This window comes from Janthinobacterium sp. BJB304 (assembly GCF_002735765.1).
Taxonomy (GTDB): domain Bacteria; phylum Pseudomonadota; class Gammaproteobacteria; order Burkholderiales; family Burkholderiaceae_D; genus Janthinobacterium.
In genome coordinates this window covers 23073-38278 of sequence record NZ_PDZN01000018.1, presented here as the reverse complement: position 1 = coordinate 38278, position 15206 = coordinate 23073, and the positions used below count along the sequence as shown (strand labels likewise).

General features: G+C 64.3%; 9 protein-coding genes. 7 read left to right on the top strand and 2 right to left on the bottom strand.

Features of this window, described 5'->3' with window-relative positions:
- The first annotated feature begins 38 nt into the window (after positions 1–38).
- The 5 genes from CSQ95_RS20480 to CSQ95_RS20460 all read left to right on the top strand — a co-directional run bounded on the left by CSQ95_RS20480 (position 39) and on the right by CSQ95_RS20460 (position 12881).
- Positions 39–3389 carry a TIM-barrel domain-containing protein gene (locus CSQ95_RS20480; RefSeq protein ID WP_099410829.1) on the top strand — a complete coding sequence of 1117 codons (3351 nt, stop codon included), beginning with the start codon at positions 39–41 and terminating at the stop codon, positions 3387–3389.
- Positions 3390–3486: 97 nt separating this feature from the next.
- Positions 3487–6447, top strand: a complete 2961-nt coding sequence (locus tag CSQ95_RS20475; protein ID WP_099410828.1) for a TonB-dependent siderophore receptor — start codon at positions 3487–3489, stop codon at positions 6445–6447.
- A 491-nt stretch (positions 6448–6938) separates the two neighbouring features.
- Positions 6939–9986, top strand: coding sequence for a TonB-dependent receptor (locus CSQ95_RS20470; RefSeq protein ID WP_099410827.1), 3048 nt, complete (start codon positions 6939–6941; stop codon positions 9984–9986).
- 66 nt (positions 9987–10052) lie between these two features.
- On the top strand, positions 10053–11444 hold the full coding sequence (locus tag CSQ95_RS20465; protein ID WP_099410826.1) for a Gfo/Idh/MocA family protein: 1392 nt from the start codon (positions 10053–10055) through the stop codon (positions 11442–11444).
- Between the two features lie 129 nt (positions 11445–11573).
- A complete protein-coding gene (locus tag CSQ95_RS20460) occupies positions 11574–12881 on the top strand; it encodes a DUF3472 domain-containing protein (RefSeq protein WP_257218122.1) in 1308 nt (435 codons plus the stop codon).
- Between the two features lie 10 nt (positions 12882–12891).
- Here the strand turns inward: CSQ95_RS20460 and CSQ95_RS20455 are convergent, their stop codons facing one another.
- Together CSQ95_RS20455 and CSQ95_RS29215 are read right to left on the bottom strand one after the other, a co-directional pair.
- Complete coding sequence (locus tag CSQ95_RS20455; protein WP_099410824.1) at positions 12892–13404, bottom strand: hypothetical protein; 513 nt, start codon at positions 13402–13404, stop codon at positions 12892–12894.
- A complete protein-coding gene (locus tag CSQ95_RS29215; RefSeq protein ID WP_143450013.1) occupies positions 13364–13624 on the bottom strand; it encodes a hypothetical protein in 261 nt (86 codons plus the stop codon). Before CSQ95_RS29215 ends, CSQ95_RS20455 begins: the two co-directional genes overlap by 41 nt.
- A 29-nt stretch (positions 13625–13653) precedes the next feature.
- Between CSQ95_RS29215 and CSQ95_RS20450 the strand changes: the two genes are divergently transcribed.
- Both CSQ95_RS20450 and CSQ95_RS20445 read left to right on the top strand, forming a co-directional pair.
- On the top strand, positions 13654–14166 hold the full coding sequence (locus CSQ95_RS20450; RefSeq protein ID WP_099410823.1) for a sigma-70 family RNA polymerase sigma factor: 513 nt from the start codon (positions 13654–13656) through the stop codon (positions 14164–14166).
- Positions 14166–15140 carry a FecR domain-containing protein gene (locus CSQ95_RS20445; RefSeq protein ID WP_099410822.1) on the top strand — a complete coding sequence of 325 codons (975 nt, stop codon included), beginning with the start codon at positions 14166–14168 and terminating at the stop codon, positions 15138–15140. Before CSQ95_RS20450 ends, CSQ95_RS20445 begins: the two co-directional genes overlap by 1 nt.
- The last annotated feature ends 66 nt before the right edge of the window (positions 15141–15206 follow it).

Genomic DNA, 15206 nt, shown 5'->3' with positions numbered 1-15206 from the left:
AAGTATTTCCATCACTTCGATTTTCTGAAAGCCCGCAGATGAAACCTCTCCCGCTTCCCCGCCGCGCCCTTGCCGCCTGTGTCCTCGCCGCCCTTGCCACCCTGGCCGCTCCTGGCCTGCAAGCCGCGCCCATCGGCAATCTGCAGTCGCTCTCCGCCGTGCATGCGGCCGACGTGGCCAAGGGCGAGGCGCTGGGCTGGGATCTGCGCAGCGACACGGGCATGCAGCTGCGTATCAGCCTGCCGCAGGCGGACGTGCTGCGCATCCAGGCGGGCGGCAAGGGGGGCTTGACGGGCCCCGGCGACAAGGCTGCGCCGATCGTCGTGGGCCAGCCCGCTGCGCAGGTGGCATACGAGATCGATGAGCAGCCCGGGCATATCCTGATCAGCACCGAAGCCCTGAGTCTGCGCATCGACCGCAAACCCTTGCGCCTTACCTTGTACCGCAAGGGCGATGCGGTGCCGCTGTGGCGCGAAGTGCAGCCGCTGTCGCTCGACGACAAGCAGGGCGTGCAGGTGCTATCGAGCCTGCCGGGCGAGCGTTACTTCGGCGGCGGGCAGCAAAATGGGCGCTTCGAATTCAAGGGCAAGCAGGTGCCCGTGTCGTATTCCGGCGGCTGGGAAGAGGGCGACCGGCCGAATCCCGCGCCATTCCTCATGAGTTCACGGGGCTGGGGCATGCTGCGCAATACCTGGTCCGACGGGCACTACGATTTGCGCGACAAGGAACAGATCTCGCTGCAGCACGCGGAAGGGCGCTTCGATGCGTATTTCTTCGTCGGCAAGGACTTGCGCGACGTCGTCGCCCGCTACACGGAGGTGACGGGCCGCGCGCGCATGCTGCCGCGCTGGGCGCTCGAATACGGCGATGCCGATTGCTACAACGATGGCGACAACGTGAAAAAGCCCGGTTCCGTGCCCAAAGGCTGGAGCGACGGCCCCACCGGCAAGACGCCGGACGTGGTGGAAACCGTGGCGCGCCAGTACCGCGAACACGACATGCCGGGCGGCTGGATACTGCCCAATGACGGCTATGGCTGCGGCTACACGAACTTGCCGGAAACGGTGAAGGGCCTGGCCGGCTATGGCTTCCGTACGGGCCTGTGGACGGAAAACGGCGTCGACAAGATCGCCTGGGAAGTGGGCCAGGCGGGCAGCCGCGTGCAAAAGCTGGACGTGGCGTGGACGGGCAAGGGCTACCAGTTCGCCATGGATGCGAACAAGTCGGCCTATGACGGCATCCTGAACAACTCCGACAGCCGCCCTTTCCTGTGGACGGTGATGGGCTGGGCCGGCATCCAGCGCTATGCCGTGGCGTGGACGGGCGACCAGAGCGCCAGCTGGGACTATATCCGCTGGCACATTCCCACCCTGATCGGCTCGGGACTGTCCGGCCAGGCGTATGCCTCGGGCGACGTGGACGCCATCTTCGGCGGCAGCCCGGAAACCTATCTGCGCGACTTGCAGTGGAAAAGCTTTACGCCCGTGCTGATGGGCATGTCCGGCTGGGCCGCGGCCGAGCGCAAGCATCCGTGGTGGTTCGAGCAACCGTACCGCGACATCAACCGCCGCTATCTGAAGCTCAAGATGCGTTTGACGCCGTATATGTACACCCTGGTGCGCGAAGCGGAGCAATCGGGCGCGCCGCTGGTGCGCGGCCTGATGTGGGATTATCCGCAAGACCCGGCCGCCTACACGGAAGCGTATAAATATCAATTCCTGCTGGGCCGCGACGTGCTGGTGGCGCCCGTCTACCGCAGCCAGGCCGTCAGCGGCGGCTGGCGCAAGGGCATCCACCTGCCGCAGGGTACGTGGTATGACTACTGGGATGGCCGCCAGGCCACGGCGGACGCGAAAGGGCGCGACCTCGATATGCAGGTCACCTTGGACAAGCTGCCCGTGTTCGTGCGTGCCGGCGCCATCCTGCCCATGTATCCGGAAATGCTGTACGACGGCCAGAAGCCGAAGGACCAGCTCACGCTCGATATCTACCCGCACGGCGATTCCGAATACACCTTGTATGAAGACGACGGCAACACGCGCCAGTACCAGGGCGGCGCCTTCAGCCAGCAAATCATCCGCATGCGCCAGACGGGCGCCGACGTGCAGGTCGACATCGGTGCCGTCGACGGCAAGTACCAGGGCCAGGAAGCGCGCCGCGGCTATGCGCTGCGCATGCTGGCGGGCCAGCGACCTGCCGCCGTCAAGGCGGGCGAACGGCTGCTCGCGGCATCCGCCGACCGCGCCGCCTACGACAAGGCAAGCGAAGGCTGGTATTTCGACGCGGCCGACAGGCAAGGCACCCTGCACGTGAAGGTGGCGGCGCAGGATATCCGCCAGCCCCTGGCCTTGCAGGTGGCCGGCGCGCTGGGCGTGGCGAGAATCGATGCCGACTTCCCCGCCGCCCCCGTGCCGGGCCGCGCCTTGCCGGCCGACGCCATGCAGGTGGTGGGGCGTCCTGCGGAAGAAAGCGGCTATCCGCTGGAAAACGCCTTCGATGGCAAGCCCGAGACGTGGTTCCGCACCGTGCGCAGTCCGTCCGTGAAGAGCGGACCGCATGAATGGGTGATCGGCTTTACGGAACGCCGCCTCGTCGATGGCATCGAACTGGCGCCGCGCAACGACCAGCACTGGAAGCATGGCCAGGTGCGGGATTACGAAATCTACATTGGCGACAACAACGGCGAGTGGGGCACGGCGCTTGCGCGCGGCACGCTCAAATTGCAAGAGGGTACGCAGACGATCAATTTCCCCGCCACGGCCGGGCGTTTGCTGCGCTTCCGCGTGATGAGCACGCAAAATCCGGAAGGCGACGGCGCCGCATCCACCGACCCGATGGTGACGGCGGCGCAAACGGGCCCGGTGGCGCGCGCGTTCGACGCGGCACTGGCGACCGACGTGGCGCCCGTGACCTTGTCCGCATTCCGCGTGCTCGAACACCGCGTGGCCGAAGCAGAAGAGGTGCAGCGCTATCTGTCGGACCTGGCGCTGCCGAAGACTGTCGCGAAAGACCGGCCGGCCGGCAAGGCCGCCGAGATGCGCATGAACGGGCTGTGGTTCCGCAAGGGCCTCGGCGTGGGACCCGCCAGCCGCATCGACTTGCAGCTGGCGGGCAACTGGAATCTGCTGCGCGCCGACCTGGGCGTGGACGATAGCTGTCGCAGCGCGGGCGGCTTGCAATTCCAGGTCTGGAGCGGTGAACGGCTGCTGTATGACAGCGGCTTGGTCACGGCTCCCGGGGTGGTCAAACCCGAAATCGACGTGCGCGGCCTGAGCCAGCTCAGTTTGCGCACCCTGGGCGCGCGCGGCGCCCACCCGGCCCAGGTCTGCGGCAACTGGGCCAACGCCGTGCTGACCGGCACGGAGGGCGCGACAGTCAAGCCGCGCTAACTATTTCAATCATTTCACTAACAACGAGCCCCTCTTCGGACCGGGGAGGGGCTCTTGCAGCCGGCAACATCAATTACTTATAAAAAGGGAGACGAGCATGCACATGAAAAAAATGGTGGCCGCCATGGTGGCGGTCGGACTTGGCTCAACCGCGCTGGCGTCGACGGCGCTGGCAGCGGAGGAAGAAAAACTGGCGCGCGTCGAAGTGACGGGTTCCAGCCTGAAGCGCATCAATGCGGAAACGGCGTCGCCCGTGCAGGTGATCAACGCCAAGCAGATCGAAAACATGGGCGCGCTCACCTTGCTGCAAGTGCTCGACAACCTGCCCGCGGCCCGTCCGGCGCAGCAGGACTTCCGCTCGATGTTCACGGGTTCCGATGGCGGCTCGCAGGCGAACTTGCGCGGCATGGGCGCGCAGGGCACGCTGGTGCTGCTCAATGGCCGCCGCCTGTCGTTCTATGGCGCGCCGGCCGGTTTCCAGACCATGTTCGTCAATATCGACGCCATTCCCGCCGCCGCCATCGAGCGCATGGAGATTTTGACGGATGGCGCGTCGGCCGTGTATGGCTCCGATGCCGTCGCCGGCGTCATCAACGTGATCACCAAAAAATCGTATCAAGGGCTGGAGGCGCGCGCCAACGGCGAGTTTTCGCCCAGCGTGAAAGCGTACGGCGAACGCCAGGCCAGCGTGCTGTATGGCGTGGGCGACCTGGCCAGCGACGGCTACAACATCTACGGTTCCGTCAACGTCTACCAGCGCGACCGCATCGCGCTGGCCGATACCTGGCAGAAGCGCCCCTCGTATTTTTATGTGAATAATCCCAATTTCATCCCGAACATGCGCGTGGGCGTGGGCAGCGAACCGGGCGTGATGAATCCGGGGACCTTCTTTGTCTTCGACAAGGCCAACAACAATGCGCGCACGCAGCGCGCCGCACCCGGCTGCAACAACAGCATCACCGAAGCGTCGGGCACGCGCTGCGTGTGGAATGCGCTGCCCAACCAGCTCGATACGGGCCCCACTTCGGAGCGCGCCACGGCCTACCTGAGCGGCCGGCTGAAACTGGGCGGCGACATGGAAGCGTTCGCGGAAGGTGCGTTCACCCACATCAAGATGCGCGGCGAGAATGGCCCGTCCAGCTTCAACAGCGGCAGCACGAACAACTGGTTCGCGCGCAATACGGGCACTACCCTCAATACCTTCGCCACGCCTTTCCTGAGTCCCAACAACGTCTACCTGAAGGGCAAACTCGATGCCGACATGGTGGCCAAGATGGGCGGCGCGGCGGGCTTGAACTATCTGCTGCAGGATGCCACGGGCCACTTCGGCCAGAAGAATGTCGATGAAAACTACCGCGCGCTCGTCGGCCTGCGCGGCAGCATCGGCGGCGGCTGGGATTTTGAAACGGCGCTCAGCGTGGCTGGCAGCCATTCCACGCTGTTCCAGACGGCGAACCTGAATATCAATGGCTTCAAGCAGGCGTTCGGCCCGTTCACGAAAGATCCCGTCAGCGGGCGCACGTATATCTCCGACAATCCCGCCTACAAGTTCGGCGAAATCAGCGAGGCCAATGCGGCGCTGCTGCGCGCCGCCTATCCCACCTTCGCCATCGAATCGTGGACCAAATTGATGACCTGGGACGCCAAGCTGGAAGGCACGCTGTTCAAGCTGGGCGAGCGCGAAGTGCGCGCCGCCGTGGGCACCAACGTCATGCGCGAAAGCTTCCTCACGCCCGGCAACGCGGATGCGGCCAATGGCCTGATCACGCAGCAGGGCGGTTCCTGGTTCGATGGCAAGCGCACCGTCGCCGCCGTGTTTGGCGAAGTGGTGGTGCCGCTCAGCGACACCCTGGAAGTCAATGCGGCCGCGCGCCTGGACAAATACCCGCATTTCTCGGCCAACCTGGCGCCCAAGCTGGGCGTGATCTGGCGCGCGCGTCCCGACCTGATGCTGCGCGGGACGTATTCGGAAGGCTTCCGCGCACCCAACCTGGCTGAATCGGGCTCGGGCGGCGTCTTTGCCCAGGTGGGCGGCATCCGCGACACGGTGCGCTGCGATGAGACGAATGCCATGGCGCGCGCCTTGATGAAGTCCAGGGTGGCGACGGATGCGGACCTGGGCAAGAGCCTGCTCAATTCGAACTGCTCGACGACGGTGGGCGGCCTGACGCCGCCGAACCAGAACCTGCATCCGGAAAAGGCCAAGATTTCCACCGTGGGCCTGGTCCTGCAGCCGGCCAAGGACGTGAGCATCTCCATCGATTACTGGTTCATCAACCGCCGCGACGAAATCGTGCGCCAGGACTTCAACGAACTGTTTACGGAACTGGTGGACAAGTACGGCCCGACCCTGGCCGGTACATCGAGCGCCATCCGCAACGACTTGACGGACACGGACCGGGGCAATATGGCGGCGGTGGCGGCCATGTGCGCCAATCCCGCCAACGCGGGCGTGTGCGCGGGCGGCGTGCCGGGCTACTCGGTGGGCAACCTGGGTGGCTTGATCAACTCGTATTCGAACCGCGGCCGTACCCTGATGGACGGCGTGGACATCGACGCGCGCACGCGCTTTGCGCTCGGCGACTGGGGCAAGCTGAGTACCGGCATCGCCGCCACCATCCGCAAGCGCGACACCCACGACAGCGAAGACGGCAGCGATATCAAGGGCAATACCGTCGGCTACTACGATTCGCCGCGCTACCGCGCCACCGTCAACGCCGACTGGAGCTACCGCAATTTCGTCAGCAGCGTCTTCATCAACTATTCTGGCAAGACGCGCTGGGCCTACGGTCCGTGGGACAAGGACAACACGCCGGAAAACTGCACCGCCGCCTCGGTATCGCTGCCGGCCGGCCAGTGCAAGGGCGCGCCGTCGTACACCACGGTGAACCTGGCCTTCAGCTGGAAGCCGCTCAAGAACCTGGACGTGGGCCTGAACGTGAAGAACGCGTTCAACAAGCAGCCGTACTACGACCCGAACGGCTGGGAAGGCTACAACCATAGCCAGGACCTGTTCGGCCGCCAGTTTGCCCTGTCGGCCAGCTACAAGTTCTTTTAAGACGTGACGCCGCCCCGGCCTGCCAGCGGGCCGGGGTATCGTCATGAAAAGAAAAAGACAATATTCCGAAATGCGCAATACGAAAGATAAACGTAAGTGAAAGGGGATTGCCATGGCTACTTTCGCGTTTTTCCATCGGGATTGCCGTGTGGAATGTCTCCTGCAGGCCGCCTTCTTGCCTGCGCGTGTATCTGCTACGCCACGATAACGAAAGTTATCTGCCGCATCGTGGATTGAATCGAAAGATAAAACGTCTTTATTTACTGAATTTAGCGATAAATTTGCGCTGTAACTTTCTTTTTGTTGACGATACTTATTTTTCTTTTTAAAGTAATCCCAAGAAAACGAAAATCAGCCAAGACGGACTGATTTCCCGGAAGGAACGGCTGCCTGGCTCTCCCTTCCGACGCTCACCATAAAAATTGCATCCCCCCGACTTCGCCCTGGAGCGGGGAGGGCGCGTATAACCCTCGATATAGACGGAGAGACACATGCATACCACCCGACTCAAATTGCGCGACATCAGCCGCGCCGCCGCGATCGTGATCGCCCTGGCGGCCGGCGTGCCAGGCCAGGCCTGGGCACAGTCGAACGCCACCAGCACCATCTTCGGCGAAGTGAGCGCGCCCGCCGGCGCCACCGTGGTGCTGGAAAACCTGGCGACGGGCGTGCAGCGCACCCTGACGCCGGATACGTCGGGCCGCTATGTGGCCAACTCCATGCCGCCGGGCCGTTACGCGGTGCGCGTGCTGCGCGCCGGGTCGGTCGAAGCGTCGCAGGAAGTCGAAGCCCTGATCGGCGCGGGCGCCGAAGCGAACTTCGGCCCGGCCAGCGCGGCCGGCCCCGTGGGCCAGGAACAGACCGTCGTGGTGAAGGCGTCGCGCAATCCGATCGACGTGTCGAACACGAACAATGGCGTGATCTTCACGGCCAAGGAATTGAAAGCGCTGCCGGTCGGCAATGACGTGGCCTCCATCGTGCAGCTGACGCCGGGCGTGTCGCGCGGCACCAACAGCGTGTACGGCAATGCGCCATCGATCGGCGGCTCGGGCCAGTCGGAAAACGCGTTCTACGTCAACGGCTTCCCCATCACCAACATCCTGACCCAGGTGGGCGCGTCGGAACTGCCGTTTGGCGCGATCTCCAACCTGCAAGTGCTGTCGGGCGGCTACGGTTCCGAGTTTGGCCGCTCCACGGGCGGCGTGATCAACATCACCACCAAGAGCGGCGGCAACAAGGTCGAATTCGGCGGCAAGGTCTCCATCATCCCCCGCTCGCTGAAGGGCACGACGGAAAACCGCTATTACCCGAACACGGGCGCCAATCCGAAGACGGATGGCACCTTGAAGTACTGGAACCGCGATAACGGCAGCACCAGCAAGGTCGTCGGCCTGTACGGCAGCGGACCGCTGATCAAGAACAAGCTGTTCGCCTTCGTGGCGCTGGAACAGACGCGCACGGACGGCGGCGCCGTCGCCGGTGCGCGCGACGACCTGGTCGACAAGGTGCTGCCGAACGGCTGGCGCGAGAGCAAGAGCAAGGTTGACCGCATGATGGCCAAGCTGGACTACAACCTGACGGACGACCATCACTTTGAATATACCAAGCTGTATGACCGCACGACGACGGACAGCCAGAGCTATGGTTTCGACTATGCCACCTTGAAACGCAACAACGTGCCTGGCGGCGGGAGCGAGACCACCTTCAACTGCTGCGGCTCGTCGGCCGCGCCGGGCGCGAATGTCGACATCTTCAAGTACACGGGCTACCTGACGGATAACCTGACGGTGACGGCGATGATGGGGCAGTCGCGCACTTCGCACCGCCGTACCCCGGAAGGCTACAATCCGCTGCTGGCGCAAACGTCGTCGAATGAATCGACCCAGGTGCCTGGCCTGACGTACGCCAATCCGCAAACGGTGACCGGTACTCTGGTCGACCCGTCGTCGGAAGACCGCCAGAAGGCCAAGCGCCTGGACCTGGAATACAAGCTGGGCAAGCATTCGCTGCGCGGCGGCATCGACCGCATCGACGTGGAATCGAAAGTGGGCCTGAGCCTGGCCGGCGGCTACCGCTGGAGATACGAGAAGGTCAAGGATCCGACGCTCCTGATCAACGGCGCCTTTGAAACGCCGGCACAGGGCAACGGCTACGGCAAGGATGGCTATTACGTCAGCAAGGAATTGAACGCCAACCTGGCGCGTCCGACCAGCGTGCAATCGGCGCAGTACATTCAGGATCACTACCAGGTCACGGAACGGGTGCTGCTGGACCTGGGCCTGCGCCGCGAACAGTTCACCAACTACAGCACCGATGGCGTGGCCTTCATTTCGCAGCGCAACATGATCGCCCCGCGCGTGGGCGCCACCTGGGATTACCTGGGCGACGGCACCCTGAAATTCTTCGCCAATGGCGGCCGTTACCACTTGCCGGTGCCGTCGAATTTGTCGAGCAACATGGCCAGCCCCTTCCTGGCCACCAGCGAGATGTTCACCTACACGGGCGTCGATCCCGTCACGGGCGCGCCGACGGGCCTGCACGCCATCAGCAAGCCGTATTCGGCCAACAACGCGTATGGCCAGAGCCGCGATGCGCGCGAAGTGACGGCCATCGGCTTGAAGCCGCTGTCGCAGGATGAATTCTCGCTGGGCTTCGAACGCGCCCTGAGCAAGAAGCTGGTGGTGGGCGCCAGCTTCCTGTACCGCAAGCTGAACGACACCAACGACGACACCTGCGACGAGCGTCCGCTGCAAGCCTGGGCCACGCGCAACGGCGTCGATACGGGCAACTGGAGCGGCTTCCAGTGCGCCATCATCAACCCGGGCCGCGACAACAGCCTGATGGTGGACTTTGACGATGGCAAGGGCCTGCGCCGAGTGGATATTTCGGCGGCGGAGTGGGGCAACCCGCTGCCATCGCGCACCTACCGCGCCTTGAACATGTTCATCGAGCACCCGTACACGAACGGCTGGTACGGCAAGCTGACCTACACCTTGTCCGGCCTGAAGGGCAATATGGAAGGCCAGACGGACAGCATCGGCGGCGGCGACGTGGGCCTGACGGTGAGCGACGACCACAAGGAATTGATGTACAACGCGTATGGCTACCTGCCGGGCGACCACCGCCACGCCTTCAAGGCCTACGGCTTCATGCAGGTGATCCCGGACGTGATGGTGGGCGCCAACCTGTCGCTGATCTCGGGTGCGCCGCGCAACTGCATCGGCGCGCTGCCCGATAACCTGAAGTTCGAGAACGACTACGGCGATTCCTACTTCTATTGCAATGGCAAGCCGGCGCCGCGCGGCAGCCAGGGCCGCCTGCCATGGCAAGCCCAGCTGGACATGAATGTGGCCTATACTCCCAGCGCCGTCAAGGGCCTGAGCCTGAAAGTGGACGTGTTCAATGTGTTCAACAGCCAGACCGTGACCCGTTACACCGAAACGCGCGAAGACCATGGCGCCATCTCCCGCAATTACCTCCAGGTCGATGGACGCACGGCGCCGCGTTCCGTGCGCTTTACGGCTGAATACACCTATTAAACTGCAGCCGGCCCGCCGTGCGGCGGACCGGCGACGATCATTACCAATGGAAGCGAGAAGAGACCAATGACGACACAATTCAATCGACGCAATTTCCTTTCCGCCAGCGCCGCGCTGGCCGGTGGCGCCATGGCAGGCAGCGCCTTGCTGCCTGGCGACGCCAACGCCGCACCCGCCGCCGGCCGCGACAAGGTTCGCCTGGGCCTGATCGGCACGGGCATGCGCGGCCAGGTGCTGCTGGCCGAACTGGTGCGCCGCGACGACGTGGAAGTCGTTGCCCTGTGCGATATCGAACCGATCATGCTGAAACATGCGCTGGGCCAGGTGGAAAAAGCCGGCAAGCCGCGCCCGCGCACGTATGGCGAAGACCGCGACCAGAAAGCCTACAAGCGCATGCTGGACGCGGGCGGCCTCGACGGCGTGATCATCGCCACGCCGTGGGAATTCCATGCGCCGATGGCGATCGCCGCCATGCAGGCGAAGATCGCCGTCGGCTGCGAAGTGGTGGCCGGCATCACCCTGCAAGACCACTGGGATGTCCTGAATACCCAGCTGAAGACGGGCACGCCGTACATGTTGCTGGAAAACGTGTGCTACCGCCGCGACGTGATGGCGGCGCTGCAGATGGTGCGCGCGGGCCTGTTCGGCGAACTGCTGCACCTGCAAGGCGGCTACCAGCACGATCTGCGCGCCGTCAAATTCAACAGCGGCAATCCGGCCAAGCCGTACGGCGGCGGCGTGGAATTCGGCGAAAAGGGCTGGTCTGAAGCCCATTGGCGCACGCAGCACTCGGTCGAGCGCAACGGCGAACTGTATCCGAGCCATGGCATCGGCCCCTGCGCCATGTACACCAACATCAACCGCGGCAACCGTTTTACGCGCATCAACGCCTTCGCCACCAAGGCGCGCGGCTTGCACGACTACATCGTCAAGCAGCCGGGCGGCGCGCAGCATGCGAACGCCAAGGTGAAATTCAAGCTGGGCGACGTGGTCACCACGACCCTGGCGTGCGAAAACGGCGAAACCATCATCCTGCAGCACGATACGAGTCTGCCGCGCCCGTATTCGCTGGGCTTCCGCGTGCAAGGCACGGACGGCCTGTGGATGGACCTGAACAATTCCATCCATATCGAGGGCGTCAGCAAGCCGCACCAGTGGGACGACTTCAAGGCTTACCAGGACAAGTATGAACACCCCGTCTGGCGCAAGTATGCGGCGCAAGCCGAGGGCGCGGGCCACGGCGGCATGGACTTCTTCGTCATCCACGCCTTTGTCGAAGCATTGAAGGCCAACGCGCCGATGCCGATCGATATCTACGATGCCGTGACGTGGAGCGCCATCACGCCGCTGTCCGAGCAATCGATCGCCGCCAACTTCCAGACCCTGGACTTCCCGGACTTCACGGGCGGGCAGTGGAAATCGCGCAAGCCGATCTTCGCCCTCGACGGCAAGTACTAAGCCTTAACGACCCGCTACCGCACCAGTTGCCGTAGCGGGTTTTTTCTATCCCCATGCGTTTTTCAACCGCGGCGCAGGTGCGCAGGCCCGTGTTCGCCCGTCGCAAAGCTTCACCACCAGGAGACGTCGATGAAACACAGAAGTGCATTATTCCATGCCATCCTTCCCGTCATGCCCTTGCTGCTGGCGGCCTGCGGCGGCGCCACCGCCACGGGCAACGGCAATACGGCCTTGCTGGCCGCCACCGTGGCCGCGCCCGCCACGTCCGCCACCGTGGAACTGGCCGGCAACGCCTTCATCACCAGCGGGAATGAGGGCGCCGTCATCAGCGAGCGCGGCCTGTCCGGCTGGAGCAATCCCGCTGCCGTCGCCAGCACCTACTTCCGCGTGGGCGGGGCGGGACCCGTGCAGGTGGCGCTCGACGCCAGCCTGGCCGATGGCGGCAACAGCACCATCCGCGTGAAGGTCAACGGCACGCCGTTCGACGTCAAGCTGGCCGGCAAGGAACGCAAGACCTATGCCGTGGGCACGGTGAACGTGGCGGCGGCCGGCTATGTGAAGGTGGACTTGCAGGGACTGTCGCGCGTGAAGGACACGTTCGGCGACGTCTCCGCGCTGAAGGTGACGGCCAGCGCCGCGCTCACCTACGCCAACGACCCCGCCAATTACTACTGGTCGCGGCGCGGCCCGTCCGTGCACATGGGCTACACGGTGCCCGCCAATACCGAGTATTTCTATAACGAGATGACGATTCCCCAGGGCCAGGACGCGATCGGCTCCTACTTCATGGCCAACGGCTTCAGTCAGGGCTACATGGGCATCCAGGTGAAATCGCCGAGCGAGCGCTGGATCTTGTTCTCCGTGTGGGATGCCGACAATGGCGCGAAAACCACCCTGGTCAGCAAGGGCGCCGGCGTGGTCGACAATGCGTTCGGCGGCGAGGGCACGGGCGGCCAGACCTTTCTGTCGTATAACTGGGCGGCCGGCACGACGTACCGTTTCATCACGCGCGCGCGGCCCGACGGCAATGGCGGCAGCGATTACTCGGCCTGGTTCTTCGCACCCGAGACGGGCAAGTGGCGCTACATCGCCACCTGGAAGCGGCCGGCGATTTCCACGTATTTGACGGGCGTGCATTCCTTCCTCGAGAATTTCATCGATACCCTGGGCTACACGGAGCGCCGCGTCCAGTTCGGCAACCAGTGGGCGAGGAACGTTGCCGGCACCTGGTCGGAAGTGACGGCGGGGCGCTTCACGGGCGACGCCACGGCCACCAATGCGCAGCGCATGGATTACGCGGGCGGCGTGGAAAACGGCAGGTTCTACCTGCATAACGGCGGCTTCTTTGCCGACTACGTGAAGACCAGCCAGAACTTCACGCGGCCCGCGACAGGCCAGGCGCCCGCCGTCGATGTGAGCGCCTTGCCGATGCAATAGGCGTGGGTGCTTAGCCCGGCCGCTTGCCCGCCATCGCTTCGATGCCGCGATAGTAGGTGAGCGGCCGGCCTATCGTCACGCCCATCAAGGCCGCGGCCTGGATGATGTCGTTTGTATCGCGCCGGTACACGAGCAGCGCATCCATTTCGTCGGAGCCGTTGCCGTCGATCTGGATCAGCTCATAGCCGCCTTCGTCCACGGCGCGCTGCACCAGTTCCGTATCGAGCCACTCGAAATAGGGCAGCGCGCTGCCGCGGCCTGCCTTGAGCAGTTCGTACGGGAAGTCGGGGAAGTCGTCGAACATGTCCTGTATCTGTTCGTGCAGCTCATCGAGCTTGTCGCTCGACGCCATATAGCCGCCCAGTTGCGAGAGGATCTCCAGCGCATAGGCCTGGGCATCGCTGTCGATCCACTCGTCGCGTGGCGCGGAAGGCGCGGCGGTGATGGCGGCGACGGCCTCGTCGAGCTCCTCGCCTTCCAGGTCACCGCAGGTCAGTTTGGTCAGCAATTCGGATAGCAGCATGTTCGCCTTTCAATGGGGGATGCATGGCCAGGGTGGCCGGCTTGTCGATGATGTTGCCGATACTATCATTGCCGCGTAGCCGGGCGCGTTCTGCTGAATTTGCAATGCAGGCTACGCCACCGGATACGATCAGCAAGGAAATTTTGGAAAGAAGCGCGTCAAACAAGCGCTGGCAGGGCGCTTGCGCCGCAGCAGCGCATGGATATAGAATGCGAATCATTATTATTTGCGAATCAGGGAGTATGCGACGTGTCGGCTGCCCAACCCGGCGCTCACCAGGAGGTGGGCAGCCTGTATCACGAACACCACCGGTGGCTGCAAGGCTGGCTGCGGCACAAGCTGGGCAACGCCTTTGACGCGGCCGACGTGGCGCACGACACCTTCATACGCCTGCTCAATCGCGACGAAGCCATCGCCGCGCGCGAGCCTCGCGCCTTTTTGACGACGGTGGCCAAGGGCGTGCTGGGCAATCTGTACCGCCGGCGCGACCTGGAGGCGGCTTACCTGGAAACGCTGGCGAGCCTGCCGGCGCAGCACGCGCCCGATCCCGAGGCGCAGGCGATCCTGCTCGAAGCCCTGTTCGACATCGACCGCCGCCTCGATGGCCTGGCGCCTGCTGTGCGCCGCGCGTTCCTGCTGTCGCAGCTCGATGGCATGCCGCAGGCGGCCATCGCGCTGGAATTGAATGTCTCGCTGGCGACCGTGCAGCGCTACCTGGTCAAAGCCATGCATCAGTGTTTCTTTGCCCATCCGGCATCGTGATGGGCGCCTTCACGCCGGAAGCGGCCAGCCTGCAAGCGGTGGAATGGCTGGTGCGCCTGCAGGCCGGAGACGCCACGTCGGAAGTGGAGCAGGCCTGGCGCGCCTGGCGCGACAGCGACCCCGAACATGAGCAAGCCTGGCAGCATGTGGAGGGCTGCATGGCGCGCATGCGTGCCTTGCCAGCGCCGCTGGCGCACGGCACGCTGGCGCGCAAGCCGGTCCATGCGCAGGCGAATGCGGCGCGCCGGCAGTCGCTCAAGCTGCTGGCGTTGCTGGCCGTGGGCGGCGGCGCCTGGCTGGCGGGCGGCGATGAGCAGGCGCGCTTCTGGCTTGCCGACTACCGCACGGGCACGGGAGAATTACGCCACGTCGTGCTGGACGACGGCACGCGCATCGCGCTCAATACGGCATCCAGCATCGACGTGCGCTATGACGCGGGCCAGCGCCTGGTGACGGTAGTCAAAGGCGAGATCATGGTCAGCACGGCGCGCGATCAGGCCGGCCGGCCATTTGTCGTGCAAACGGCACAAGGCCGCTTGCAACCGGTGGGCACGCGCTTTGCCGTGCGCGTGGAAGGAGAGCGCACGCAGCTGGGCGTGTTCGCCGGTGCCGTCGACATTCAACTGGAACAGGCGCCCGATGCGGCGCGCAGGCTGCAGGCGGGCCAGCAAACCAGCTTTACGGCGGCGCAGATCGGCGCCGTTCGGACCTTGGCTGCCGGCGCGGATGCGTGGACGGCCGGCATGCTGGTGGCGCACGACATGCCGCTGGCGGAATTTATCGGCGAACTGGCCCGCTACCGCCCGGGGCGCCTGGCTTGCGATCCGGCCATCGCCCACTTGCGCGTGTCCGGCATCTACCCGCTGGCCGATACGGGGCAGGTGCTCGACATGCTGACGCGCACCTTGCCCGTCGACGTGCGCCAGACCACGCGCTTCTGGGTGAGCGTGGTACCGCATCGGCAGCCTGCATGAATATTTTCTGAAAAGTGAGGGGTTTGCGATTTTCGCGTGACATAGCAAGTGAACCCTTCATTCACT